29 protein-coding genes are annotated in these 24,902 nt (G+C 66.7%); 13 read left to right on the plus strand and 16 right to left on the minus strand.

The genetic code is table 11. The features are described 5' to 3' along the window. Positions 1-48 precede the first annotated feature (48 nt). Positions 49-1,200 (plus strand): extensin-like domain-containing protein, encoded by a 1,152-nt coding sequence (locus tag VGN82_RS25995; RefSeq protein ID WP_327530002.1) that lies wholly within the window; start codon positions 49-51, stop codon positions 1,198-1,200. A 7-nt stretch (positions 1,201-1,207) separates the two neighbouring features. Here VGN82_RS25995 and mepA read toward each other — a convergent pair whose 3' ends face one another. Next, positions 1,208-2,155 carry a penicillin-insensitive murein endopeptidase gene (mepA, locus tag VGN82_RS26000; RefSeq protein ID WP_327530003.1) on the minus strand — a complete coding sequence of 316 codons (948 nt, stop codon included), beginning with the start codon at positions 2,153-2,155 and terminating at the stop codon, positions 1,208-1,210. 147 nt (positions 2,156-2,302) lie between these two features. On the opposite strand from mepA, the gene VGN82_RS26005 reads away from it, so the two are divergent. Continuing rightward, complete coding sequence (locus tag VGN82_RS26005) at positions 2,303-3,286, plus strand: Bug family tripartite tricarboxylate transporter substrate binding protein (protein ID WP_327530004.1); 984 nt, start codon at positions 2,303-2,305, stop codon at positions 3,284-3,286. A 103-nt stretch (positions 3,287-3,389) separates the two neighbouring features. Beyond that, positions 3,390-3,563: a DUF3309 family protein gene (locus VGN82_RS26010; protein ID WP_327530005.1), complete on the plus strand. Its 174-nt coding sequence runs from the start codon at positions 3,390-3,392 to the stop codon at positions 3,561-3,563. A gap of 39 nt (positions 3,564-3,602) precedes the next feature. Here the strand turns inward: VGN82_RS26010 and lhpI are convergent, their stop codons facing one another. The 6 genes from lhpI to rpsA all read right to left on the minus strand — a co-directional run bounded on the left by lhpI (position 3,603) and on the right by rpsA (position 9,490). Beyond that, entirely contained in the window at positions 3,603-4,553 is a 951-nt protein-coding gene (gene lhpI / locus VGN82_RS26015) for a bifunctional Delta(1)-pyrroline-2-carboxylate/Delta(1)-piperideine-2-carboxylate reductase (RefSeq protein WP_327530006.1), read from the minus strand. Further along, positions 4,553-4,891 carry a lipopolysaccharide assembly protein LapA domain-containing protein gene (locus tag VGN82_RS26020; RefSeq protein WP_327530007.1) on the minus strand — a complete coding sequence of 113 codons (339 nt, stop codon included), beginning with the start codon at positions 4,889-4,891 and terminating at the stop codon, positions 4,553-4,555. The genes lhpI and VGN82_RS26020 overlap by 1 nt, the downstream gene beginning before the upstream one ends. Positions 4,892-4,979: 88 nt before the next feature. Beyond that, positions 4,980-5,264 carry an integration host factor subunit beta gene (gene ihfB, locus VGN82_RS26025; RefSeq protein ID WP_327530008.1) on the minus strand — a complete coding sequence of 95 codons (285 nt, stop codon included), beginning with the start codon at positions 5,262-5,264 and terminating at the stop codon, positions 4,980-4,982. Between the two features lie 28 nt (positions 5,265-5,292). Beyond that, the gene (sppA, locus tag VGN82_RS26030; RefSeq protein WP_327530009.1) at positions 5,293-6,261 is read right to left on the minus strand and encodes a signal peptide peptidase SppA; all 969 of its coding nucleotides are present in this window, start codon (positions 6,259-6,261) and stop codon (positions 5,293-5,295) included. 130 nt (positions 6,262-6,391) lie between these two features. Further along, a complete protein-coding gene (locus tag VGN82_RS26035; RefSeq protein ID WP_327530010.1) occupies positions 6,392-7,681 on the minus strand; it encodes an Hsp70 family protein in 1,290 nt (429 codons plus the stop codon). 108 nt (positions 7,682-7,789) lie between these two features. Continuing rightward, positions 7,790-9,490, minus strand: a complete 1,701-nt coding sequence (gene rpsA, locus VGN82_RS26040; protein ID WP_327530011.1) for a 30S ribosomal protein S1 — start codon at positions 9,488-9,490, stop codon at positions 7,790-7,792. A gap of 384 nt (positions 9,491-9,874) precedes the next feature. Between rpsA and VGN82_RS26045 the strand changes: the two genes are divergently transcribed. From VGN82_RS26045 to VGN82_RS26060, 4 genes are all read left to right on the plus strand, one after another. Next, the gene (locus VGN82_RS26045) at positions 9,875-10,540 is read left to right on the plus strand and encodes a sulfite oxidase-like oxidoreductase (RefSeq protein ID WP_327530012.1); all 666 of its coding nucleotides are present in this window, start codon (positions 9,875-9,877) and stop codon (positions 10,538-10,540) included. A 92-nt stretch (positions 10,541-10,632) separates the two neighbouring features. Continuing rightward, positions 10,633-11,190: a LemA family protein gene (locus VGN82_RS26050; protein ID WP_327530013.1), complete on the plus strand. Its 558-nt coding sequence runs from the start codon at positions 10,633-10,635 to the stop codon at positions 11,188-11,190. A gap of 48 nt (positions 11,191-11,238) precedes the next feature. Next, positions 11,239-12,336 (plus strand): M48 family metallopeptidase, encoded by a 1,098-nt coding sequence (locus VGN82_RS26055; RefSeq protein WP_327530014.1) that lies wholly within the window; start codon positions 11,239-11,241, stop codon positions 12,334-12,336. 189 nt (positions 12,337-12,525) lie between these two features. Then, positions 12,526-12,723, plus strand: a complete 198-nt coding sequence (locus VGN82_RS26060) for a hypothetical protein (RefSeq protein ID WP_327530015.1) — start codon at positions 12,526-12,528, stop codon at positions 12,721-12,723. Here the strand turns inward: VGN82_RS26060 and VGN82_RS26065 are convergent, their stop codons facing one another. Further along, a complete protein-coding gene (locus VGN82_RS26065; protein WP_327530016.1) occupies positions 12,724-13,332 on the minus strand; it encodes a 2-hydroxychromene-2-carboxylate isomerase in 609 nt (202 codons plus the stop codon). 253 nt (positions 13,333-13,585) lie between these two features. Between VGN82_RS26065 and VGN82_RS26070 the strand changes: the two genes are divergently transcribed. Beyond that, positions 13,586-14,818, plus strand: coding sequence for an argininosuccinate synthase (locus VGN82_RS26070; protein WP_327530017.1), 1,233 nt, complete (start codon positions 13,586-13,588; stop codon positions 14,816-14,818). 102 nt (positions 14,819-14,920) lie between these two features. After that, entirely contained in the window at positions 14,921-15,289 is a 369-nt protein-coding gene (locus tag VGN82_RS26075) for a hypothetical protein (protein ID WP_327530018.1), read from the plus strand. Positions 15,290-15,326: 37 nt separating this feature from the next. Here the strand turns inward: VGN82_RS26075 and VGN82_RS26080 are convergent, their stop codons facing one another. The 5 genes from VGN82_RS26080 to fabA form a co-directional block, all read right to left on the minus strand. Continuing rightward, positions 15,327-15,572: a DUF2188 domain-containing protein gene (locus tag VGN82_RS26080; RefSeq protein ID WP_327530019.1), complete on the minus strand. Its 246-nt coding sequence runs from the start codon at positions 15,570-15,572 to the stop codon at positions 15,327-15,329. Between the two features lie 51 nt (positions 15,573-15,623). After that, positions 15,624-16,457, minus strand: coding sequence for an enoyl-ACP reductase FabI (gene fabI / locus VGN82_RS26085; protein ID WP_327530020.1), 834 nt, complete (start codon positions 16,455-16,457; stop codon positions 15,624-15,626). A 94-nt stretch (positions 16,458-16,551) separates the two neighbouring features. Then, positions 16,552-16,824 carry a DUF3303 domain-containing protein gene (locus VGN82_RS26090; RefSeq protein ID WP_327530021.1) on the minus strand — a complete coding sequence of 91 codons (273 nt, stop codon included), beginning with the start codon at positions 16,822-16,824 and terminating at the stop codon, positions 16,552-16,554. Positions 16,825-16,835: 11 nt separating this feature from the next. Further along, a complete protein-coding gene (gene fabB, locus VGN82_RS26095; RefSeq protein ID WP_327530022.1) occupies positions 16,836-18,062 on the minus strand; it encodes a beta-ketoacyl-ACP synthase I in 1,227 nt (408 codons plus the stop codon). Between the two features lie 121 nt (positions 18,063-18,183). Further along, the gene (gene fabA, locus VGN82_RS26100; protein WP_327530023.1) at positions 18,184-18,696 is read right to left on the minus strand and encodes a 3-hydroxyacyl-[acyl-carrier-protein] dehydratase FabA; all 513 of its coding nucleotides are present in this window, start codon (positions 18,694-18,696) and stop codon (positions 18,184-18,186) included. 227 nt (positions 18,697-18,923) lie between these two features. On the opposite strand from fabA, the gene irr reads away from it, so the two are divergent. Then, positions 18,924-19,388 carry a Fur family transcriptional regulator Irr gene (gene irr, locus VGN82_RS26105; protein ID WP_327530024.1) on the plus strand — a complete coding sequence of 155 codons (465 nt, stop codon included), beginning with the start codon at positions 18,924-18,926 and terminating at the stop codon, positions 19,386-19,388. Positions 19,389-19,413: 25 nt separating this feature from the next. Continuing rightward, positions 19,414-20,196 carry an META domain-containing protein gene (locus tag VGN82_RS26110; protein ID WP_327530025.1) on the plus strand — a complete coding sequence of 261 codons (783 nt, stop codon included), beginning with the start codon at positions 19,414-19,416 and terminating at the stop codon, positions 20,194-20,196. Between the two features lie 24 nt (positions 20,197-20,220). On the opposite strand, the gene VGN82_RS26115 is transcribed toward VGN82_RS26110, so the two are convergent. Further along, on the minus strand, positions 20,221-20,772 hold the full coding sequence (locus VGN82_RS26115) for an SH3 domain-containing protein (protein WP_414644407.1): 552 nt from the start codon (positions 20,770-20,772) through the stop codon (positions 20,221-20,223). 185 nt (positions 20,773-20,957) lie between these two features. On the opposite strand from VGN82_RS26115, the gene VGN82_RS26120 reads away from it, so the two are divergent. Next, positions 20,958-21,953, plus strand: coding sequence for a 2-hydroxyacid dehydrogenase (locus tag VGN82_RS26120; protein WP_327530027.1), 996 nt, complete (start codon positions 20,958-20,960; stop codon positions 21,951-21,953). A 10-nt stretch (positions 21,954-21,963) separates the two neighbouring features. Here the strand turns inward: VGN82_RS26120 and VGN82_RS26125 are convergent, their stop codons facing one another. Together VGN82_RS26125 and VGN82_RS26130 are read right to left on the minus strand one after the other, a co-directional pair. Continuing rightward, positions 21,964-22,635, minus strand: a complete 672-nt coding sequence (locus VGN82_RS26125) for an HAD family hydrolase (protein WP_327530028.1) — start codon at positions 22,633-22,635, stop codon at positions 21,964-21,966. A gap of 26 nt (positions 22,636-22,661) precedes the next feature. Beyond that, positions 22,662-23,669, minus strand: coding sequence for a complex I NDUFA9 subunit family protein (locus tag VGN82_RS26130; protein WP_327530029.1), 1,008 nt, complete (start codon positions 23,667-23,669; stop codon positions 22,662-22,664). Positions 23,670-23,960: 291 nt separating this feature from the next. Here VGN82_RS26130 and VGN82_RS26135 point away from each other — a divergent pair. Further along, positions 23,961-24,902: HAMP domain-containing protein (locus tag VGN82_RS26135; RefSeq protein WP_327530030.1), on the plus strand; the 942-nt coding region annotated here is incomplete at its 3' end.

A 24,902-nucleotide genomic window follows, 5' to 3' on the forward strand; every position in this document is an offset into this window, starting at 1 on the left:
TCACCCGGTTGAGAAACCGTTCACGAAACGGGTCGCATTTGATCGGTCATGCGACGCGTTCACCTCGCCCTCATCGCCCTCGGCCTGCTCGGCGCCGGCCTTGCCGGCTGCGGCAAGTTCCAGAAGCCGCAGCGTGCCGCCTGGCGCGACCAGGCCGAAGCCGCCTGCCTGTCCTCACGCCAGGTCCAGCTCTCGGCCTATGTCAGCCTGCGCGACAAGCCCATCGACGGTCCCGGCACCTGCGGCATGGAAAGGCCGCTGAAGGTCTCGGCCTTCGCCAATGGCGGCATCGGCCTGACCAGCAACGCCACGCTATCCTGCCCTGTGGTCGCGACCACCGACAAATGGCTCGCCGACGTCGTGCAGCCGGCCGCCATGAACGTGCTCGGCGCGCAGGTCATCGAAATCAAGGCCGGCTCCTATTCCTGCCGCGCCATGAACAACGGCAGCGGCACCAGCCGCACCTCGGAGCACGCCTACGGCAATGCCGTCGACGTGTTCTCCTTCCGCCTGAATGACGGGCGAAACATCACGGTGAAGGATGGCTGGCGCGGCTCTCCCCAGGAACAGAACTTCCTGCGCGAGATCTTCGTCGGCGCCTGCGAGCATTTCTCGACCGTGCTCGGCCCGGGCGCGGACATGTTCCACTACGACCATTTCCACATCGATCTGGCGCGCCATTCCAGGGGCCGCCACATCTGCAAGCCGATCATCAAATACACCCCGAACTACAACCTGCCGCCGCCAGACCCGGCACGGCCCTATTCGATGGCGCAACCGAAACTGCGCGACACCGCACCGGCCATGGTCGCGGGCGGCGCCCTGCTGCGCCAGCCGAGCGGCGGCATGCGCCCGCCCGGCGCGGTCGCCAACGCCGGCGCCTACCCGGTCGCGAACCATGCCGGACAGGGGCTGGAGGCCCAGCGCCGCTTCCTCGAGGAGTACGACAACCGGCCGCTCAACCCGCCGCGCGCGAACCGCTCGTCAGGCGGCGGGTATCAGCCACAGTCGCTGCCGAGCGAGCAGCGCGGCCCGCTGATGCTGCCGGGCTCGGTGCCGCCGACGGAGGAGATGATTGTCGGCGACGACGAGGGCACCGGCGTGCTCGATCAGGAGGGCTACGACCAGGCCCAGCCCGCGATCACACCGCAGCGCGACCCGTTCGCCTATCGCTCAGGCGGCGCGCCACAGCGTCGCTGACGGCGGCTCAGCGCGAGACCAGCACCTGCCGGCACTCCGGCGGCAGGGCATCGAGCGACATCGGCGGCTTGGGTTTCGGCGGGGTCTTCGGCGGCGGCTTGGGAGGCGCGAAGATTGCGGCGCGCTGCCGCTCGATCCAGCCGGAGAGCTCCTCGCCGCAGCCATCGCCGAAATTCGGCGGTTCCTGGCCGCTGCAGCTCGCCATCCCGGCCGGGCAGCTCATTCGGATGTGGAAATGGTAGTTGTGGCCCCAGATCGGCCTGACCTTGTTCAGCCATGAGCGGTCCGCGCCGGCCTCGCGGCAGAGCGCGACCTTCAAGGCCGGATTGACGAAGATGCGCTCGACCCGGGGCTCGCTGGCCGCGGCCTTGATCAACTTGGTATGGGCCGGCGTCCAGTGCTTCGGATCGACGTCGCGCCAGTCGGCCCGGGCCATGTTGACCGCCGGCATGTTCTCGCGGGCGTCGCTGTCGAGGCGGCCTCGCGGCATCGGCGTCAGCCAGAGATCGGCATCCAAGCCGATCTGATGCGAGGCATGGCCGGTCAGCATCGGGCCGCCGCGGGGCTGCGAGATGTCGCCGACGAGCAGGCCCGGCCAGCCATTGATCCGGGGCACCTCGCGGGCGAACTCCTCGAGATAGTCGATCAGCACCGGGTGGCCCCAGTTGCGGTTACGGGCGAGCCGCATCACCTGCCAGCTCGGCCCGTCGATCGGCAGCGCCGTCGCCCCGGCGAGACAGCCGCGCGCATAGGAGCCGATCGCACGCGCCTGCATGCTGGCCGGCGCCGTCTTCTGGCCGAAGAGTGAGCGGGCCGCCTCCGGATAGGCCGCGATGTTGGCGGCGCGCCGTTTCGCCTCCTCCTCCGCGGTCGATTGAGCCCGCACGGCCGCCGGCAGCAGCACCGTGATTAGGAGAATGGAGGCGGCGATGATGGGGCGATTCAGGGCGAACATCGCCGCAGAATCGAACCTGCCGGGGACAAAGGTCAAGCGCGAGGGTGACGAATTGCCGATGGACAAGGCGCCGGTGAGCCGGCAGCCTCACAGCGGATGAGAGCCGGACGATCAAGATCCGGCCCGATTGGGGAAGGACAACGCATCATGACGGATCTCAGGATCGACCGCCGCGCACTGCTTGGCGGTCTCGGCGCCACGCTGGCCGCGCCCGGGATTGGCTTGGCGCAGGCGCCCTGGCCGCAGGGCCGCACGCTGAAGCTCGTCGTGCCGTTCCCGCCTGCCGGCGCGACCGACGTGCTCGGCCGGCTGGTGGCCGACAAGCTCGGCCAGACATGGGCGACCAATTTCGTCGTTGAGAACCGCGCCGGCGCCGGCGGCAATATCGGGACCGACGTCGTCGCCAAGGCCGAGCCGAACGGCGACACGCTGCTGATCGTCTCGGTCGGCATGGCCACCAACCAGTACCTCTACGCCAAGCTCAACTACGATCCGGTCAAGGATCTTGCCCCGATCACCATGGTCGCGCTCGTGCCGAACCTGCTCGTCGTCAACAAGGATCTCCCGGTCCAGTCGGTCGCGGAGCTCGTCGCCTATGCCAAGGCCAACCCCGGCAAGCTCAGCTATGGCTCGTCCGGCATCGGCACCTCCGTGCATCTCTCGGGCGAGTACTTCCAGAAGCTCACGGGCACGAAGATGGTTCACGTGCCCTATCGCGGCACGGCGCAGGCGACGCAGGACCTCATCGGCGGGCGCATCGATCTGATCTTCGACAACATCACCCAGGCGCTGCCGCATGTTCGGGCCGGCACGATCCGCGGCCTCGGTATCACGACGGCCAAGCGCTCAGCCGCAGCGCCGGAATTCGCCCCGATCGCCGAGACGGTGCCAGGCTTCGACGTATCCTCATGGTTCGCGCTGTTTGCGCCGGCCAGGACGCCGCAGGCGATCATCGACAAGATCCAGGCCGACACCAAGGCGGGGCTCGCCGACCCGGCGTTGCGCGCCAAGATGGACACGCTTGCTGCCGAGCCCGTCGGCAACACTCCCGCCGAACTCGCCGCGTTCCTTCAGTCCGAAATGAAGAAATGGGGTGACCTGATCAAGGAAATCGGCGCGAAGGCCGAGTAGCGGCCCGCCCGCCTGGCGCGCGGAACCCGCTGCGCGCGCGCGGCGTTCCCCTCTGCATCCTGTCGCATCGACAGATCAGTGCAGCGTTCAGAGGGGTTCCGCCATGTCCACGCTCGTCATCGTTCTCCTAGTCATCCTGCTGCTGGGTGGCGGCGGATACTATGGTCACCGCTCCTATGGCGCGACCGGCCTTGGCGGCGTGCTGGGGCTCGCCCTCGTCATCGTGCTGGTGCTCTGGTTCCTCGGCGCGCTCGGCGGCGCGCCGGTGCGCGTCTGAATTCGGCAATGCCTTCAGCCTGAGAGCCTCTCCCGGCTCTCAGGTAAGGGAGCGGTTTTCCCAGACCGAGATCGCGGCCGCGAGATCCTCGAGCGAAACCCCGACCGACTTGAACAGGGTGATCTCGCCCTCCTCCGCCCGACCCTCGATCCGGCCATGGCACAGGTCGGTCAACGTTCCGGCGATCCGCTCGGCGGAATAGCTGCCCTCATCGATGCCAATGGCGACGTCCCCGCCCTCATCGATCGCCTTCTTGGAATCGACCACGACGCGGGCGCGTTCGAGAGCATCGGCATCGGCCTCGCGCATCTGCATCGTGAAGGCGCCGACGAGGTCGAGATGCGCGTCACGCTTGAGCCAGCGGCCATGGATCAGCGGCTGGGTCGCGTTGGTCGCGCAGGAGATGATGTCGGCGGTCCGCGCTTCGCCTTCGAGATCGGTCACCGCCCGCGCCTCGATGCCGTCGCCGGCGAGTTCCGCCACCACGGCCTCCGCCGCCTCCGGCCGCCGGGCCCAGATCGCGATCTCGGTCAGCGGGCGCACCGCGCGATGCGCCTTGATCAGAAAGGGCGCGAGGCCGCCGGCGCCGACCATCAGCATCCTGGAGGCTTCCGGATTCGACATGTAGCGTGAGGCCAGCGCCGAGGCGGCGGCCGTCCGCCACAAGGTCAGCCGATTGCCGTCCATCACCGCCAGCGGCTCGCCGGTGCGCCCGTTCATCAGCAGATAGGCGCCCATGACGCCGGGCAGATTGCGCGCGCCATTGCCGAAGAAGACCGAGAGAATCTTTGTACCGATATAGGGCGTCTCGGCGTCCTGCGTGCTCCAGGCGGGCATGATCAGCAGCACGGCGTCCTCGCCGGGCCGCTCGATCTTGTGGTTCGTCCGCGGAGGGGTCACCGGTTCGCGGCGAAAGGCCTCGGCAAGGGTATCGATCAGGCCGGGAAAGCTGAGCGCCGTATCGATTTCGGCATTTCCGAAAAGGCGCATCAGCCACGTCCGTTGGTAAGAGCCGGCAAGGCGGAATCCGGAACCGCGGCGCGCAGCGCCTGCGTCTCCGAGCGAAGCGTCTCGGCCTCGCGCCGGTTGCGACGGGCGGCCTTGCGATACTTGCCCTGGGCCAGCCAGGAGGCCAGCCCGCCAACCAGGACACCGGCTGCGAGCGCAGCCAGCACGACGGCGAAAAGCGGGATGTCGAAGGCAAAAACCGGCGCATCACGGCTGATCGGATCGAAGGACACCCGCACGGGCGCGCGGTTGGCCACGGAAAACAGCACGATCGCCAGTGCGATCGGCACCAGGATCAGGGCCTTGAAGAAGGATTTCATCGCTGTTCCTTTCGGCAGCTTCCCGACGGGGCCTCGGGCTCAGGGCGAGCGAACGCGCCCCGCCGGATGAGGTCCGTCGCTGCCGGGCTCACGCCTTGTCGTTCAGCCGCAGGCGCAGTTCCTTGCCCGTCTTGAAGACGGGAACGAACTTCTCCTCGACCTCGACGGCATCACCCGTGCGCGGGTTACGGCCGACGCGGGCGGAGCGCGCCTTGCGCGAGAATGCACCGAAGCCCCTGAGCTCGACCCTGTCGCCGCGCGAGAGCGCCTTGACGACCTCGTCGAGGATCGCCGTGACGATATTCTCGATATCGCGCTGATAGAGGTGGCCATTGCGCTCGGCGATCCGTTGAACGAGTTCTGATTTTATCATCGCTGCAATATAACCGCTTGTATCAACGTCACTTTTCGATCGCAGGCTGCCAGAGCGCCATGGGCGCGTCAAGCCGCAAACCGAGCGGCTGCTCGGCGGCGCGGGCGAGGATCGCAGCGAGGCTGTCGAGCCCGGCAGCACGGGCCATCGCCTCGCCTGTACTCCACAGCCCATAGGTGGAGGACTCGCTCCGGCGGCGCCAGTCGCGCACGCGCAACCCCTTGGCGACGCCCTTCTCGCGTTCGAGCCAGGCGATCGCCTCCGGCTCGCCGCCGATCTCGTCGATCAGCTTGAGCGTGGCGGCCTGTCCGCCGGTATGGACGCGCCCGTCGGAGACGATGGCGACCTCGGGCTCGGCCAGCTTGCGGCGCTCGCGAACCAAGCGCTTGAACCAGTCGTAATTGTCGTCGACGACCCGCTGGAGCGCGGCCCGCGCTTCCGGCGAGGTGGGCTCGAAACCGCTGGGCGCCGCCTTGAGCGGGCTCGACTTGATCGACTCGACCTTGACGCCGACCGTGTCGAGGAACTGCGCGACGTTCGGGACCTGGAAGAGGACGCCGATCGAGCCGACGAGCGAGGTCTGGCGCGCCACGATCCGGTCGGACCCGATGGCGGCGATATAGCCGCCCGAAGCCGCCAGTCCGTCGACGACCGCGACCATCGGCTTCTTGGCCGAGAGCTTGCGCAAGGCGTCGTAGAGCGCTTCGGAGCCGCTGACGGTGCCGCCGGGGCTGTCGATCCGGATCACCACCGCCGAGGCGCGGCTGTCCTCGAGCGACTTGATCAGGTCGAGCGTGCGCCGGTCGCCGGAGATGAAGCCCGAGATCGTGACGCGCGCGATATGGGCCTGGCTGATCGAACCGGGCGTCTGCCCGGTCCAGGCGAGGCCGGCGACGACGGCCGCGCCGAGCACGCCAGCGGCGGCGAGGAGGCGCCAGAGCGTCACCTTGCGGCGCAGGCTGCGACGGTCGGCGAGCAGATCGGCATCGGACGACATCTGGGCGCTCCTGAGAGATCAGAGCCGAAGAACATGGCGCGGCTCGAAACCGGTTTCCGCTTTCGGCAGCATGTTCCGGGCCCCGTGGTGTAGCCTCGCGCCGGAGCCGGAGCAAGACGAAGCGCAGCCGTCAGGCCGCGACCGAGGGGCGCGACCTGTCGAGCGCCAGCAATGCGAGCCCACTGGCAACCGAACGGAAGGCATCACCGATATGGATGCGGCCGGCACCGAAGCGGCGATCGAACAGCGCCCGCACGGCCGGGACATGCGAGGTGCCCCCGGTCATGAACACCGCCTCGATCGCCCCGGGCGCCACATCGGCCTCGACCAGGGCCTTGTCGAGCGCAGCCTCGATGGCGCCGACATCGCCTGCAATCCAGCCATCGAAATCGGCGCGGGTGATGGTGCGCTCGATCTTGACGCCCACCTGGTCGAAACGCAGCACCGTCTCGTCGGCGGCCGAGAGAGCGATCTTGGCGGCCGAGACGGCGCGGTAGAGTTCGTAGCCGAGATCGTACTCGATCACGGTCAGAAGATCCTCGAGCTTTCCGGGCTCGACCGCGTCGCGGATCAGCGCCTTGAGTTCGGCCATGGTTTCCCGGCTCTTCATCAGCGAAAGCTTGTGCCATTGCGCGAAGGCGGCATGGTAATGCGCCGGGACCGGCAGGAGCTTCTCGAAGGAGCGGTATTGCGTGCCCTTGCCGAGGCGGGGCGAAACCGCATGCTCGATGATGCGGTAGTCGAAGGTGTCGCCGGCGACGCCGACGCCGGCGTGGGAGAGCGGGATCGCCTCGAGCCGCCCGGCGGCGCCGGGCTCGAAGCGCATCACCGAGAAGTCCGAGGTGCCGCCGCCGAAATCCGCGACCAGCATGGTCTGCGGCTGCTTCAGGTCGCGTGCGTACCAATAGGCGGCACCGAGCGGCTCATAGGCGAAATCGACCTGGCGCATGCCGGCCTTGCCGTAGGAAGCCGCCAGCCGGCCGAGCGCGAGCTCCTCATCGGGGCGCTCGCCGGCGAAGACGACGGGTCGGCCCGAGACCAGCGGCGTGCCTGCCAGGCCGTCGAGATCGGCCGTAAGATCCGACAGGAAGACGCCGATCAGGTCCTCCAGCTTGAAGAGCTTGCCGAACAGTCGCGTCTCCTGGAAGGCGCGGCTGGAGAGATGGGTCTTGAGCGACTGCAGGAAGCGGTGCTCGGTCGTCATGCCGAGCGCCATGTCGAGCGCATCGGGGCCGCTGACATGGGCGATCGAGGTCTGCGGCGGGCGCCCCTCGCGCCAGAACATCAGCGCCGAGCGATAGGCATCGACGGCGCCCTGCTTCGTCGCGAACGAGCGGGTCGTCACCGAGCCATTGGCGTTGGCCAGCGCGACGACGCTGTTGGTGGTACCGAAATCGATGCCGATCGCCGCGGTGGTCATGGTGTTCTCCTGACGTGATGAATGACGGCCTAGAGCCGAAACAAAAGCCCGCGCGGATTGCTCCGCGCGGGCTGACTTGGATTTCCGGCCGCATGCGCGGCCGAAGGATCACTTCTTGTCGCCGGCCTTCTTGAGGGCGGCGCCCAGGATGTCGCCAAGCGAGGCGCCGGAATCGGCAGAGCCGAACTGGGCCATCGCCTCCTTCTCCTCGGCCATCTCCAGGGCCTTGATCGAGACCTGGATCTTGCGGGCCTTCTTGTCGAAGAGGACGACGCGGGCGTCGACCTTCTCGCCAGCCGCGAAGCGCTCGGGGCGCTGCTCCTGGCGATCGCGGGCGATCTCCGCGCGCTTGATGAAGGTGGTCATGTCGGTGCCGGCGATCTTGACGTCGAGACCGGCTTCCTTGACCTCGATCACCTCACAGGTGACGACCTGGCCCTTCTTGAACTCGCCGGCATCCACGAAGGGATCGCCGCCGAGCTGCTTCAGGCCGAGCGAGATGCGCTCCTTCTCGACGTCCACATCGAGAACGACAGCCTGCAGCATGTCGCCCTTCTTGTATTCCTCGATGACCTGCTCGCCCGGACGGTTCCAGTCGAGATCCGAGAGGTGGATCATGCCGTCGATGTCGCCTTCCAGGCCCAGGAACAGACCGAACTCGGTCTTGTTCTTGACCTCGCCCTCGACGATCGAGCCGCTCGGGTGGGTCTCGGCGAAGACCTCCCACGGATTCCGCAGGGTCTGCTTGAGGCCGAGCGAGATGCGGCGCTTGACCTGATCGACCTCGAGGATCGCGACGTCGACTTCCTGCGAGGTCGAGACGATCTTGCCGGGGTGGACGTTCTTCTTGGTCCAGGACATCTCGGAGACGTGGATGAGGCCTTCGATGCCCGGCTCCACCTCGACGAACGCGCCGTAGTCCGTGATGTTGGTGACGCGACCCTTGAGGCGGGCGCCGACCGGATAACGGGCGGCGATGCCATCCCACGGATCGGCCAGCAGCTGCTTGATGCCGAGCGAGATGCGGTGCGTGTCCTGGTTGATCTTGATGATCTTGACCTTGACCGTCTGGCCGATGGTTACGACCTCGGACGGATGGTTCACGCGGCGCCACGCCATGTCGGTGACGTGCAGCAGGCCGTCGATGCCGCCGAGGTCAACGAACGCACCGTATTCGGTGATGTTCTTGACGACGCCGTCGATGACCTGGCCCTCTTCGAGCGAGGCGACCAGCTCGGAGCGAGCCTCGGCGCGGGTCTCTTCGAGGACGGTGCGGCGCGACACGACGATGTTGCCGCGGCGGCGATCCATCTTGAGGATCTCGAAGGGCTGCGGCTGTCCCATCAGCGGGCCGACGTCGCGGATCGGGCGGATGTCGACCTGCGAACGCGGCAGGAAGGCCACGGCGCCGTCGAGGTCGACGGTGTAGCCGCCCTTGACGGTGTTGAAGATGACACCCGAGACCTTCTCGCGAGCTTCGAAAGCCTTCTCGAGCTTGACCCAGCTCTCCTCGCGGCGAGCCTTGTCGCGCGAGATGACGGCTTCGCCGAGCGCGTTTTCGATCCGGTCCAGATAGACCTCGACCTCGTCGCCGACCTTGATGTCCTGGTCACGGCCGGGGCCGTTGAATTCCTTGAGCGCGACGCGCCCTTCCGTCTTCAGGCCGACATCGATGATCGCCATGTCCTTCTCGATGGCGACGACGAGGCCCTTGATGACGGAACCTTCGAGGGCTTCGTTACGGCCGAAGGATTCCTCGAGCAGGGCGGCGAAATCCTCGCGGCCCGAAAAGCTTTCTACAGCTGACATGTATTCTCCTGACGCCGGCCGCGTATCCCGCGGATGTCCGGCAAGCGCCCGATTGGGTTGGTGTTGCAGGCCGGATGCTCCCGTCGGCGCCTCTCCCCGAGGCTTGTCGCCAAGCCCGCGCCTTTCGACGCCGGGCACAGCGAACGGCGCAAGGCCGCCGGTTTTACATCCGCATCCGAACGATACGCTCCAAGCACGAAACGGGAGCCGGCCTCAAAGACCGCCCCCGGCTGTGATCGATCACGGCCCTTCGGACAGGGGCGATGTAGGCGAAAACGAGGCGCAGAACAAGGGGGACGCCCGCCTGGACTTGCGCAGTCGTTGCTGGCCCGCGATCCTCCGGGCCTGTCGCCGTGACACCCTGCGGACAGCGAGGACGCGACCATGACCGACGATGCCGAAACGCCCGCCGACACCAAGCTGACCCGGACAAAGCAGGCCTGGGCGCGGGCCGGCAAGTTCCTGACCGGGCGCGTGGCACGGCCGGAAAGCGAACGGCTGCCGCCGGGCCAGCATCTGGTCAAGGATTGGCCGGTGCTGGATCTCGGCCTGCAGCCCGAGATCCAGCTCGCGAGCTGGACGCTCGACATCGACGGCGCGGTCGAACAGCCCCTGCACTGGCGCTGGGCAGATCTTCTGGCGCAGGAGCAGACGCGCGACGTTTCGGACATCCACTGCGTGACGACCTGGTCGCGCTATGACAACCACTGGGAGGGCGTCTCGACGCGCACGCTCCTCGATCTCGTCCGCCCCAAGCCGGAAGCGGGCTTCGTGGTGCTCCATTCCTATGACGGTTACACCACGAATCTGACGCTGGAAGACTTCGCCAGCGAGGACGCCATCCTGGCCCATGGCTGGGAAGGCAAGCCGATCCCGACCGAGCATGGCGGACCGCTGCGGTTGGTGCTGCCGAAACTCTATTTCTGGAAGAGCGCGAAATGGCTGAGGCGGATCGAGTTCACGCTCGCCAACCAGCCGGGCTTCTGGGAGGTCCGCGGCTACCATGACCGCGGCGACCCCTGGCGGGAGGAGCGCTACAGCGATGACTGAAGCGGGACGGCTGGAGCCGCCGGCCGCTTCCCCAACGTCGCCCTTCATGCAAGGTTGCGCGCCGGGTTTCGCCTGCGCTTGAGGAGCACGCCATGGGCTGGGTTGTCTTGGGGCTGATCGTAGCCGTCGTCATCTACCTGATCATGACCTATAACGGCCTCGTCGCGATGCGACAGCGGGTCAACCAGGCCTTCGCCGACATCGACGTGCAGCTCAAGCAGCGCCACGACCTCATTCCCAACCTGGTCGAGACGGTGAAGGGTTACGCCACCCACGAGAAGAGCACGCTCGATGCGGTGATCGCGGCGCGCAACGCCGCACAGGGTGCCACCGGCGTCCATGACAAGGCGGCAGCCGAGCAGCAGCTCTCCGGCGCGGTAGGCCGGCTGCTGGCGCTCGGCGAGGCCTATCCGGACCTCAAGGCGAGCGCGAACTTCCAGCAGCTCCAGGTCGATCTCGGCAATGTCGAGGACAAGCTCGCCGCGGCGCGGCGCTTCTTCAACAATGCCGTCAGCGAGTTCAACGCCGCGATCCAGGCATTTCCGGCGGTGTTCTTCGCGCCGCAGATGGGCTTCACGCCACGCGAATTCTTCGATGTCGGCGAGACCGTTCGCGCACAGATCGAGGTGGCGCCGAGCGTCAAGTTCTGACGGCCGGCCGAGAGCGGCCAAGGGGCAGCGGCTAACGGGGCAGCGGTGATGCTGGGCCAGGCCTTCGGGCTTTACAGCCACATGCGCAACAACCGGATCAGGTCAGGCTTCCTGATCGCGGGGCTGTTCGCGCTGGTCTATCTGACCGTTTGGGGGCTGCTGCTCGTCGCCTACGGCTATGGCGGCGTGCCACGCGGCCGCAGCGCCTTCGGCGAGGCCGGCCGGCAGTTCTGGGCCTGGCTGCCCTTCACCACGCTCGCGGCCGGCGCCTGGGTCTTCATCGGCTTTCGCATCAATGTCGGGCTGATTAGCGCCATGGCGGGCGCGCAGGGCCTGTCGCGCGAGGACAATCCCAAGCTCTACCGCATGCTCGAGAACCTCTGCATCTCGCGTGGCCTCACCGTGCCCAAGCTCGCCATCATCGAGAGCGAGGCGCTCAACGCCTTCGCGAGCGGCGTCAACGACAAGCAGTTCACCGTGACGGTGACGAGCGGCCTGCTGGCGCAGCTGAACGACGCCGAAGTCGAGGCCGTGCTCGCGCATGAGCTGACCCATATCCGCAATGGCGACGTCAGGCTGATGATCATCGCGGTCGTCATTGCCGGCATCGTCTCGCTCGTCGGCGAGATCGTGTTCCGGGGCCTGGCGCGCAGCCGGCTGCGCGTGTCCTCCGACGATACGAAGAAGGGGAATGCCATCGCGATCCTGATCGGCTTCGCCGTGATCGCGCTGTCCTGGTTCCTCGCCGTCCTGATCCGTCTCTCGCTCTCGCGGTCGCGGGAGTACCTGGCCGATGCGGGCGCCGTCGAACTGACCAAGAACCCCGATGCGATGATCTCGGCGCTCCTCAAGATCGCCGGGCGCGCCGACATCGAAGGCGTGCCATCAGGCGTGATGGACATGTGCTTCGAGAACGATCCCGACGATTTCGCGGATTTGTTCTCGACGCATCCTTCCGTCACCAAGCGCGTGCAGGCCCTGGTCGAGACGGCGGGCGGGCGGATGCCGGCGATGCCGCCTCATCCGCCGCGCATCGCCGAACGGCAGGACCTGCCGACCATGGTCGAGGAATCGGTCGCTCACATTGATCCGGCCGCACGTGGACCATGGGCGCAACCGCCCGGCGGAGGCAGCGCAAGCCCTTAGATGGGCAAGCTCCTAAATGGGTAGGACAATGCGGGGTGACCGACCCCCCAACATTGCATTAACCTTCCCATAGGGAAGAGGGAGGTTGATGGTGAACAGCATGACGGCACTCCTGGTCGGCCTAGCCATACTTGCAGCGACGCTGCACCCCGCCATCGGACAGGATGGTTGCACGGCCGCGCGGAGTTCATGCTCGCAGATGAATGCATCCTGCGAGAAGACCTGTCAGGGCGCCAGCAACAATCCGAGCGCCTGCATCTCGCGCTCCTGCTCGGCAACACTCAACACCTGCAAGGCGACCGGTATCTGGAAGCCTGCTGGCAGCGCCGGCTGCTGGAAGACGAACAACCGAAGCTGAGGCTTTGGCTGCCTCGCTTTACAGCGTGATCAACGGCCGTGGCGGGACCAGTCGAGCGCCTCCTCGAGCCGATCGTCGCCCCAGAACAGCTCGCCATCCTCGGTTACGAAGGTCGGCGCGCCGAAGATGCCGATCGACTTGGCGTATTCGATTTCAGCGCGCAGCCGGCCCTTGACCTCCTCGCTGCGCGAGGCCGGAAAGGCCACGCCCGGATCCGCGCCCGCCTGCCTGAGCGCTGCGCTCAGCACCGCCTCCTCCGCGATGTTGCGCCCCTCGCAGAAGGCGGCCGAGAACAGCGCCTTGGAGAAGGCCGGCAGCCATCCGGCCTCGCGCCCTGCGAGCGCAACGCGCGCAGCCACGAGCGAGTTCTGCGGAAAGGGGTTTGGCTTGACCAGAGGAAGGCCGGCCCGCGCCGTCTGCCGCTCGAGATCGCGCCACATGTAGCGGCCCCTGCTCGGGAACAGATTGAAGGGCGAGGTCGACCAGCCCTGGGCAGCGAAGATCGGCCCCAGCAGGAAGGGCCTCCAGCGGAGATTCACGCCGGCTGCCTCGGCCAGCGGCTCGATCCTCAGCGCACTCAGGAACGAATAGGGCGATGCGAACTCATACCAGAAGTCCAGCACAGGACGATTCGGCATTCAGCCTCCGAAGTCGGTCTTCAAGGGTTGAGTCGCGCACCCGAAGCTTCGGCTTCGGATGGCCCGACCGCAAGGGCGAGAGACATGTCCGCGCGATTGCGATCGGCGCCATCAACACCGATCCATCACGCGAAGACGCGAAACCGATCAGAAGGTTCCGATTGCGTCGTTTCGATGCCTGCGATAGTGCGCCATTGCGTTCAAAAAGCGGCCCGCTGGGCCGGACTGTCGCCGCAGCAGGAAGATGACCAAGATGACCGAGAAAAGCGTGAAGAAGGTCGTGCTCGCCTATTCCGGCGGCCTGGATACCTCGATCATCCTGAAGTGGCTGCAGACCACCTATGGCTGCGAGGTCGTCACCTTCACCGCCGATCTCGGCCAGGGCGAAGAGCTCGGCCCGGCACGCGACAAGGCCCTGCTGCTCGGCATCAAGCCGGAGAACATATTCATCGAGGACCTTCGCGAGGAGTTCGTGCGCGACTACGTCTTCCCGATGTTCCGGGCGAACGCCGCCTATGAGGGCGTCTATCTGCTGGGCACCTCGATCGCCCGCCCGCTGATCGGCAAGAAGCTGATCGAGATTGCCGAGAAGGTCGGGGCGGACGCCGTATCCCATGGCGCCACCGGCAAGGGCAACGACCAGGTCCGCTTCGAGCTGACCGCCTATGCGCTGAAGCCCGACGTCGTCGTGATCGCGCCCTGGCGCGAATGGGACCTGCGCTCGCGCGAGCAGCTGATCGCCTTCGCCGAGCAGCACCAGATCCCGATCGCCAAGGACAAGCGCGGCGAGGCACCCTTCTCGGTCGACGCCAATCTCCTGCACGCCTCGTCCGAGGGCAAGGTGCTCGAGGATCCGGCGCAGGAGGTGCCGGACTACGTCTATTCGCGCACGATCTCGCCGGAGGACGCTCCGGACCAGCCGACCTACATCACGATCGATTTCGAGGGCGGCGACGCCTCCGCCATCGACGGCGTGAAGATGTCGCCCGCGACCCTGCTGGCCAAGCTCAACGAACTCGGCCGTGCCAACGGCATCGGCCGGCTCGACCTCGTGGAGAACCGCTTCGTCGGCATGAAGTCGCGCGGCATGTACGAGACGCCGGGCGGCACGATCCTGCACACCGCCCATCGCGCCATCGAGTCGATCACGCTCGATCGCGGCGCCGCCCATCTCAAGGACCAGATCATGCCGCAATATGCGGAGCTGATCTATAACGGCTTCTGGTTCTCGCCAGAGCGCGAGATGCTGCAGGCGCTGATCGACAAGAGCCAGGAATTCGTCACCGGCCAGGTCCGCCTCAAGCTCTACAAGGGCGGCGTCCATGTCGTCGGCCGGTCGAGCCCCTATTCGCTCTACGACCAGGACCTCGTCACCTTCGAGGAAGGCGCCGTCGCCTATGATCACCGCGACGCGGCCGGCTTCATCAAGCTGAACGCGCTGCGCCTGCGCACGCTCGGCCAGCGCAAGAAGAAGCTGGGCCTCTGATCACGCCACCACGGCCTGCCGGGATGCCCAGATGCATGCCGGCAGGTCGAACCTCCCGGGCTTCCGCGCGTTGAGCCTGCACCGAACAACCGAGTGCACCGCATGACGCGCCTGACGAACACCGTCGCCCTGCTGACCGCCGCCCTACTCGCCACCCCTGCCCTCGCCCAGACGGCCGGCCCGACGTCAGGTGCTCCCTCCGAAAAGCCGGCCTCGCCCGAGATCGCCTCCTGCAAGGCGACCGCGCTGCGCACGATCTCGGCCCGCGAGCCCGAGATCAAGGACATCTATATCGACGAGGACGGGGCGACGGTCGCCGTCTCCGAAACGAAGGTCGAGGATACGCCGGTCACGCGCATTGTCATGGCCGAGGCCTATCTGCGAACCGACCGCTCGGACAAGCCACGTCGGTTTCTCTGCCTTATCGGCGAGAAGGGGAAGGTGCTGCTGACCTTCTTCACCGCCCGATAGCTCGGTTCGGCCGGGCCGCAGTCTATATCGGTCGCGGTCAGGGCTGATCGACGACCCTCGTCGCAGGGCGATCGCGGCCGTCAGCCAACTCCTCGTGCCACTGGCCGTTCTCGTCCTGATAGACGATCCCATCCGTCTGGCCCGCGAGCGTCTGGCGCGCGGCTGCAGACGTCGCCGCCTTCAGCGCGGCGTCATGCGACCGGAAGGTTTCCGACAAGGCCGAGCCGACCTTGTACGCCCAGCCGCCATCGTGTTCGACGATTTCGTACCTGACCATGACCATTGCGTTCTCCCTGCTCGACAGGAGAACCGCGGCGCGCGCTCGACGGTTCCCCTACTCGGCATTGCCGGCATCGGCGGCACGCAGGCCGTCGAGCACGGGCATTGACGTGATGTGGTAGCCGGCATCGACATGGTGGATGTCGCCGGTGACGCCACCGGAGAGATCCGAAAGGTAATATAGCGCCGAACCGCCGATCTCCTCCAGAGAGACCGACTTGCGCAACGGCGAATTTGCGCGCTGCCAGGAATACATCGCGCGCGCATCCGAGATGCCGGCGCCGGCAAGCGTCCGCACCGGGCCGGGCGAGAGCGCGTTGACGCGAATGCCGCGCGGACCGTAATCGCCCGCGAGATAGCGCACGCTCGCCTCCAGCGCGGCCTTGGCGACGCCCATGACGTTGTAGTTCGGCATGATCCGGGTCGAACCGCCATAGGTCAGCGTGATCATGCTGCCACCCTTGGGCATGCGCTCGGCTGCGCGCTTCGCCACCTCGGTGAAGGAGAAGCAGGAGATCACCATGGTGCGCGAGAAGTTTTCGCGGCTGGTGTCGGCGTAGAGCCCCTTGAGCTCGTTCTTGTCCGAGAAACCGATGGCGTGGACGATGAAGTCCAGCGTGTTGCGCTCGGGATCGCCGCCCCAGACCTCGTCGAGCGCGGCGAAGGCCGCATCGACCGTCGCAATGTCCTCGACATCGCAGGGCAGGACGAGCTTCGAGCCGACGCTTTCGGCCAGCGGCTTCACCCGCTTGCCGAGGGCATCGCCTTGATAGGTGAAGGCCATCTCGGCGCCATGGGCGTGGAGCGTTTTCGCAATGCCCCAGGCGATCGAGTTCTGGTTGGCGACGCCCATGACGAGGCCGCGCTTGTTGTGCATCAGGGGGAGCATTGAATTATCCCGGAGATCAGCAAAGGCTTTGAACGAAAAAGACCGGCTCGGCACGGTCGGAAGAAGGGACGGACGCGCCGGACCCGAACCCGCATCAGAGATGCTTCCCGACCGCTGCCGCGGTGTCCTTGGATGCGGCGATCGGCACGATCTCGAAGCGGGCGAGATCACTCCAGGACAGCACCCATTCCTGCAGCAGCGCGACGTCGTCGCATTGCATCACCTGGAAGCAGCGGGAGAGGTCCGCTGCGATCCAGCTGTCGACATAGGTCAACCCTTCCGGTGCCATCCGCCCACGCTCGCGGAAGCGACGATAAACGTCCTTCACCCGTGCCTGGTCGAAATGCTCGATCACCATGAAGAGCATTGCGTGGCGCCTCAGGCTTCGAGCTTCTTCATCACGATGGTGGCGTTGGTGCCGCCGAAGCCGAAGGAGTTGGAGAGCACGCAGCCGAGGCCGGCATTGTCGATGCGCTTGCGCACAATCGGCATGTCGGCGAAGGCCGGATCGAGCTCGTCGATATGGGCGCTCTCGCAGATGAAGTCGTTGTTCAGCATCAGCAGCGAGTAGATCGCCTCCTGCACGCCGGTGGCACCGAGCGAATGGCCGGTGAGCGACTTGGTCGCGGAGATCGGGGGGCTCTTGTCGCCTGCGCCGAAGACCTCGCGGATCGCCTCGATCTCCTTGCCGTCGCCGACGGGTGTCGAGGTGCCGTGCGGGTTGATGTAGTCGACCTTGGCCTTGACGCCTTCCAGCGCCATCCGCATGCAGCGCACCGCGCCCTCGCCGGAGGGGGCGACCATGTCGTAGCCGTCAGACGTCGCGCCGTAGCCGACGATCTCGCCGTAGATCTTTGCGCCGCGAGCGCGCGCGTGCTCGAGTTCCTCGAGCACGACGACACCGGCGCCGCCGGCGATGACGAAGCCGTCGCGGTTGGCGTCATAGGCGCGCGAGGCCCGCGCGGCGGTCTCGTTGTAGTCGGTCGACATCGCGCCCATGGCGTCGAACAGCACCGACAGGGTCCAGTCCAGCTCCTCGCAGCCGCCGGCGAAGATCACGTCCTGCTTGCCCCACTGGATCAGCTCATAGGCATTGCCGATGCAGTGGTTGGACGTCGCGCAGGCGGAGGAGATCGAATAGTTGACGCCCTTGATCTTGAACCAGGTCGCGAGCGTCGCCGAGGCGGTCGAGGACATGCCCTTGGGCACAGCGAAGGGGCCGACCTTCTTCGAGGAGCCGCTCTCGCGCGCCTTGTCATAGGCGTCGATCAGGGCGCGGGTCGAGGGGCCACCGGAGCCCATGATGATGCCGGTGCGCTCATTGCTGATCTCGGCGGGCTCGAGGCCCGCATCGACGATCGCCTGCTCCATCGCGACCTGATTCCAGGCGGAGCCGCCGCCATGGAAGCGCATGGCGCGGCGGTCGAGCACCGTCGAAGGGTCGAGCGAGGGCACGCCGGCGACCTGGCTGCGGAAGCCGTGCTCGGCGAATTCGGGCATGAAGGAGATGCCGGACTTCGCCTCGTGCAGGGAGGCGAGCACTTCCTGCGTATTGTTGCCGATGGATGAGACGATGCCCATCCCGGTGACCACAACGCGTCTCATGCTTCTATCTCCGGCTCTATAAGGCGCCGGCAGGCCGCTCTGGGCTCCGGCGCTTCGATCTCGTTCCCGCGCAAATGGACCGCGCGGGCTATCGACGCAAGGTCGCGCCGCTGCTTTTTCCTCAGGCAGCGTCCGGCTTGAACAGGCCGACGCGCATGTCACTGACCGTATAGATGCGCTTGCCGTCGGCCTCCAGCCAGCCATCGGCGATGCCCAGGACGAGCTTCGACTTGAAGACGCGCTTGAACTCGACGCCGTAGACGACCTGCTTGACGCTCGGAAGCACCTGGTCGGCGAACTTGACCTCGCCGACGCCGAGCGCACGGCCACGGCCGGGAAGGCCGAGCCAGCCGAGGAAGAAGCCGGTGAGCTGCCAGAGCGCATCGAGGCCGAGGCAGCCCGGCATCACGGGATCGCCCTTGAAATGGCAGTCGAAGAACCAGAGATCCGGCTTGATGTCGAATTCGGCGCGCACGAAGCCCTTGCCGTTCGGGCCGCCATCCTCGGCGATCTCGGTGATGCGGTCGAACATCAGCATGGGCGGCAGCGGCAGTTGCGCGTTGCCCGGCCCGAACAGCTCCCCGCGACCACAAGCGAGGATCTCCTCGTAGCTGAAAGACGATTGCCGCTGCATACCCAGTCCGCTCCATTCCGGCCGCTCTGCAGCGGCGATCTCAGCGCAGTGCCTAACACGCCGCCATAGCGAAACGAAAGGGCGGGGACGAAGCCGTTTTCGGCATGCGGGACCCGTGACAGACCTGGGGAAGCTTGCGAGCACCTCCTCGAAGCCTTACATCAAATCTAATCAAGCGCAGGCACCGAGGCCTGCGCAGCCACTTGAGCGAGGCCGGACCAGCAGCGATGAGCGATCTGATTTCCCAGAACGAGGGCTATGGATCGACCGTGCGGAAGGGCTGCCCGTTCCACGATATCCGCGAAAGGCTGCGGCGCGTGGGCCTGCGCCCGACGCGCCAGCGCGTCTCGCTCGGCTGGGTTCTGTTCGCCCGGGGCGACCGGCATATCAGCGCCGAGATGCTCTATGAAGAGGCGATGAAGGAGAAGATCCCGGTCTCGCTGGCGACGATCTACAACACGCTGCATCAGTTCACCCAGGCCGGTTTGCTGCGCGAACTGGCGATCGACGGGGCCAAGACCTTCTTCGATACCGACAGCAGCGAACACCATCATTTCGTCGTCGATGGCGAGAACACTGTGATCGACATCCCGGCCGAGGCGGTCGATGTTGCGGCCCTGCCGGAGCCGCCAGCAGGATACGAGATCGCCCGCGTCGACGTCGTGGTACGGCTGCGCAAGATCGCGGGCTGAGCCCACCCCATCGATGGTGTCCGGGATGGCACGAGCCACCTTCGACAACCGTTCCAGGACGATTTCGCGCCGCAGCCTGACCGGGGCGATGGCGCTTGGGCTCCTTGCGCCGTCCGATCCCGCGCTGGCCGCCCCCCGAACGCTGCGCGGCAGCGTATCCTATCGCGAGCGGATGGCATTGCCACGCGGAGCCATCGTCGAGGTCAGCCTGCTCGACGTCTCACGGATGGACGCGCCGGCCGATACGATTGCGCAGACGCGGGTCCGCGGCAACCGTATGCCGGCGCGCTACGTGCTGCGTTTCGATTCTTCCAGGATCGTGCCGCGGCGCAACTATGCGCTCCAGGGCCGCATCCTGCTCGGGGAGCGCCTGCTCTTCATCAGCACCGCACGGCACAGCGTCTTCACCGGCGGCCGCGACCAAACCGATATCGAGGTCCAGCGCGTCCAGGCCACCACCGCAGCGGGTCCTGATTCTCCCGCCGGGCGCTGGCTGCTGGAGGATCTGCGCGGCGCCGGCGTCATCGACCGATTGCAGAGCGTTCTTCAAATCGCCCCTGACGGCCGCGTCTCGGGTAGTGGCGGCTGCAACAGGATGTCCGGGCGTGCCACGATCGACGGCGCGCGGATCAGCTTCTCGCCACTTGCGGCGACACGGATGGCCTGCACGCCTGCTGCCATGGACCAGGAAAGCCGCTTCTTCGTCGCGCTGGGCGAGGTGCGAAGTTGGAAGATCGACCAGCGCCGGCGCAAGCTCGCCCTGCTGGGAGCTGCCGGCCAGGCGCTCCTCACCTTTTCGGCGCTGTAAGAACTGTTTGCGGGCAGCGGCCGCTCAATCGACCTTTTCGTTGGGATAGACGCCCCAGAGCCGGTCCTGCCGGAGATAGCCCTGCGAATTGGCGACGCTGATCCTGCACCAGGAATTGGCGCAGGAGGTGACGTTGGCGATGACGCCGGGCTGCAGCCGCGCCACCACGGGCGAGTTGTCATCGGCTTCCTTGCGCAAGATGAACATCTCGTCCTTGACCTTGGACCAGGGCGCGATCAGCGCGGTGCGCCGCCCCGAGAGCAGGCTGTGCAGGACCCAGCCTTCCGAGCCGTCGGCATCGCGCACGCGCCGCCAGGTCTCGAATTCCGCGACGATTTCCACCGGCAGGCCGGCGCGCTGGTAGACCCAGCGAGTCCGGTGCTCTTTGGATGGACCCTCGCGCAGATTCACACGATCGGTCTTCAGACTGACATAGCGCGGCACGGGCAGTCCGGTCACCGAACCCGCCTGGAGGGCCTGAGCCTGTGCGCCCGTCCCGGCCGCCGACGCCACGAGCAGCGCCAGCCCGACCAGAACGCCACATCTCGACAAACCCGCCATCCGTCCGATCTCCATCTCGAAAGCCGCCGTAATCGCATCTAGCACCCAGCGAAGGGTCATGTTGTCATCCGTCGCCACGCCACTTAGAGATCGGGCGAAGCCGAGCGATCACGCCGTCCTCATTCCTGAAGCCCCGCGGTTAATGGGGGGTTGAGGCCAAAAGGCGGCGGCCGCGACGGACCGCGGAGGAGGAGTCGTCGATGTCGAAGAAGAAGCCGCTGGTCGTCGTCACGCGCAAGCTGCCAGCCGTGGTCGAGACGCGCATGCGCGAATTGTTCGATGCGCGCCTCAATGTCGACGATACGCCGATGAGCCAGGCCGCGCTGGTCGAGGCGGTCAAGACCGCCGATGTGCTGGTGCCGACGATCACGGACAAGATCGACGCCGCGCTGATCGCTCAGGCCGGCGACCAACTCAGGCTGATCGCGAATTTCGGCAACGGCGTCGACAATATCGACGTCGCCAGCGCTGTGCAGCGCGGCATCACCGTGACCAATACGCCGGGCGTCCTGACCGACGACACGGCCGACATGACGATCGCGCTGATCCTCGCCGTAGCACGGCGCATCGCCGAAGGCGCACGCGTCATTCCGGATGACGAATGGGACGGCTGGTCGCCGACCTGGATGCTCGGGCGGCGCATCACCGGCAAGCGGCTCGGCATCGTCGGAATGGGACGAATCGGCCAGGCCGTGGCGCGCCGCGCCGCCGCCTTCGGCCTCTCGATCCACTATCATAACAGGCGCCGCCTCGATTCCCGCATCGAGGAGAAGCTCGACGCGACTTACTGGGATTCGCTCGACCAGATGCTGGCGCGGATGGACATCGTCTCGGTCAATTGCCCGCACACCCCGGCGACCTACCACCTTCTCTCGGCGCGACGCCTCAAGCTGATGAAGCCCGACGCCATTCTGGTCAACACGGCGCGCGGCGAGATCGTCGACGAGACGGCGCTGTCGCGCATGCTCGAGGCGGGCGAGCTCGCCGGGGCCGGACTCGACGTGTTCGAGAGCGAGCCCGCCGTCAATCCGCGCCTGCTGAAGCTCGCGCGCAATCATCGTGTCGTCGTGCTGCCGCATATGGGATCGGCCACGCATGAGGGCCGCGCCGACATGGGCGAGAAGGTCATCGTCAACATCAAGACCTTCATGGACGGCCACAAGCCGCCGGATCGCGTGCTGCCCAGCATGCTCTGAGGCTCAGGCATCAGTCCGAGGCACGCAGCTCCTTCACCAGGCCGGGCCATTGCGCGAAATCGTCGATCACCGCCAGCGCGCCGGCCTGCGTCAGGCGCGCCGCGCTGCGCTGTCTGTCATGCGAGACGCCGGTGAAGCCGACGACCCGCATGCCCGCCGACCGCGCCGCCAGCACGCCCGGTACCGAATCCTCGATCACCAGGCAATTCTGGGGCCTCGCACCCATCTCCGCGGCCGCATGCAGAAAGACATCGGGGTGAGGCTTGCCGCGCGCGACCTGCGAGGCGGAGAAGACGTGCGGATCGAACAGGTCGATCAGCCCGGTGATGGTAAGATTGCGGCGCAGCGGCGCCAGGCTGGTCGAGGATGCGACGCAGCGCCGACCGCCGATCGCATCGAGCGCCTCGCGCACGCCCGGCAGGGCGCGCAATTCGGCTTCGAGCCGTAGCGCGACGGCGTCCTCGATGCCCTGCTCGAAATCCGGCGGCAGGGTGCGGCCATGCGCCGCTTCGATGATCTTGACGCCATCCGACCAGGGGATGCCGACGATGCTGTCGACGTAATGGTCGAGCGTCCACTCGGTCAGGCCGAGCGCGTGGCAGGCGGCGAGGCTGACTTCACCGTAGAGTGTCTCGGTGTCGATCAGCGTGCCGTCGCAGTCATAGATGACGAGATCCGGCATGGTCGGCTTGCCTGCGCCTGCAGAAGTCAGCCAGCGCGAGCGGTGTCGAACTGCCCGGTCTTGCGGAAGCGCCAGAGATAGGACGGCACGACCGCCTCGACGGAGACGGGCTCGATGCCCAGCGCCTCGAAGCTATGGCCCTCGGCGACGGCCGCGTCCGACACGACATTGTCGCTCTCGAGCAGCGTGACCTGATCGCGCGTCAGCATCAGCTCGCCCGGCAGCAGTCCCAGCGTCAGCGTGTTGACGATCTCGAGGAGACGCGCCTGGAGCCGCGCCAGCCCGAACGGCAACGAGACAAGCAACGGCTTGCGATCCGTCACCTCGCAGATATAGGCGACGAGCTCGCGGAAGGTCTTCACCTCCGGGCCGCCGAGCTCATAGATGCCGCCCGCGACGCCGCCATCGACGGCGCGCGCAACCGCCTCCGCGACATCGCCGACGAAGACCGGCTGGAATTTGGTCTCGCCGCCGCCGACCAGCGGCAGCACCGGCAGCATGCGCGCCAGCGAGGCGAAGCGGTTGAAGAAGCCGTCCTCAGGACCGAACATGATCGACGGCCGCAGCACCACGGCACCCGGCACCGCTGCCTGCATCGCCGCCTCCCCTTCGGCCTTGCTGCGGGCATAGAGCGAGCGCGAATCGCGCGCAGCGCCAATGGCCGAGACATGGACCACCCGGCCGATGCCGGCTGCGGCACAGGCCTGCGCGACGGCGCGTGCGCCATTGGCCTGAACGGCAGCGAAGCTCTGCCGGCCGCCCTCCTGGAGGATGCCGACCAGATTGACGACCGCGTCCGCGCCCTTGACCGCGGCCGCGACCGAAGCGGGATAGCGCAGATTCGCCTGGACCGCGTGGACCTGGCCGACGACGCCGAGCGGCTGCAGGAAGCCGGCGAGATCCGGCCGGCGCACCGCCACGCGGACGCGATAGCCGCGCTTCGCGAGAGCTCGCACGACGTGGCGGCCGACAAAGCCGGAGCCGCCGAACACCGTGACGAGCTGCTGGCTCGGAGGGGACAGATCGATCGCCATGGTCGGCTTGCCTCGCGGACGCTGAATATTGGAAGGCTCCTAAAGCATTTCACCCCGCTCTGGAAAGGCGGTTTGCCGCAGGTCGGGTGAGCAGCATGCTCGACGCGGCCCGCCTGCCCAGCCGGAAGGCAACCGACGCCCCAAAAAGCAGCAGAAAAGCCCCGCGATTCACGTCACTTTTCTCGGATTTCAGCGATGTTCGCTTTATGTCCGCGGTAAGCTTAACGTGACCTTCAGTCATGGCGCTTAAAAGCCGCCGGATCGATCGCTTTGATACGCCGGGGGTGCATGATGAAGTCAATTCGGGACAAGATTCTCGGTCTGATCGGCATTGTCGCGATCGGCGCGATCATCGCGCTCGCAGGAGCACTCGTCGGCATCTCCGCGCTTCAGACGATGAACCGTCAGGTCGCGGATCAGGACGACATGGCGCTGGCCACGGAACGCCTCAACGTCGTCGTGAACCAGCTCAGCGAGGATTCGCGCCTGGCCTATATGGCGCGCAACCCCAACGAGGCGAAGAACGCAGCCGCGGCGATCGAAAAGGGGCTCGCCCGCGTCGATGAGAGACTGAAGATCTTCCTGGCGACGGTTCCCGCCAACGAGCGCGAGCGGGCCGACAAGGTCAGCAAGCTGATCGCGGAGTTCGTCGCGACCCGCGCCGAAACCGCTCGATTGGCCCAGGAAGTTTCCGGCCGCGCCGCCGATGCCTGGGGCAACAGCGAGGCCAGCCGGCGCAACCGGGCCGCCCTCGTCGAGGAGCTGTCCGACTTCAGCCGCTTCAACGAGGAGGCGGGCGAAGCCGCCTCCGCCGAGGCATCTGCCTTCGCCGGCAAGATGCGCATCGCGCTGCCGATCGCCCTGCTGGTGCTGCTGGGGCTCTCGATCGCAGGCGCCGTGGCCTTCTCGCGGCGCGCGATCATCAAGCCGCTGCTCGATCTCGGCGCCGTGATGGATCGGCTGACCGCCGGCGACACCGGCATCGATGTGCCACACACCAAGCGCGTCGACGAGATCGGGGCGATGGCGCGTGCGGTCTCGGTGCTGCGCGAGAGCAGCGAGCAGGTGGCGCTGCTGCAGCAGCAGGAACAGGCCGCCGCTGCGGCGCGTCTGGCGCGGGCGCAGTCGATGGAGGCGGTGGTCTCGGATGTCGGCGAGGTGGTGGCGGCTGCGGCGGCGGGAGATTTCTCGGCGCGATTGAAGATCGACGAGGCCGACGAGCAGATGCAGCGC

The organism is Allobosea sp., assembly GCF_035999205.1.
Classification (GTDB): domain Bacteria; phylum Pseudomonadota; class Alphaproteobacteria; order Rhizobiales; family Beijerinckiaceae; genus Allobosea.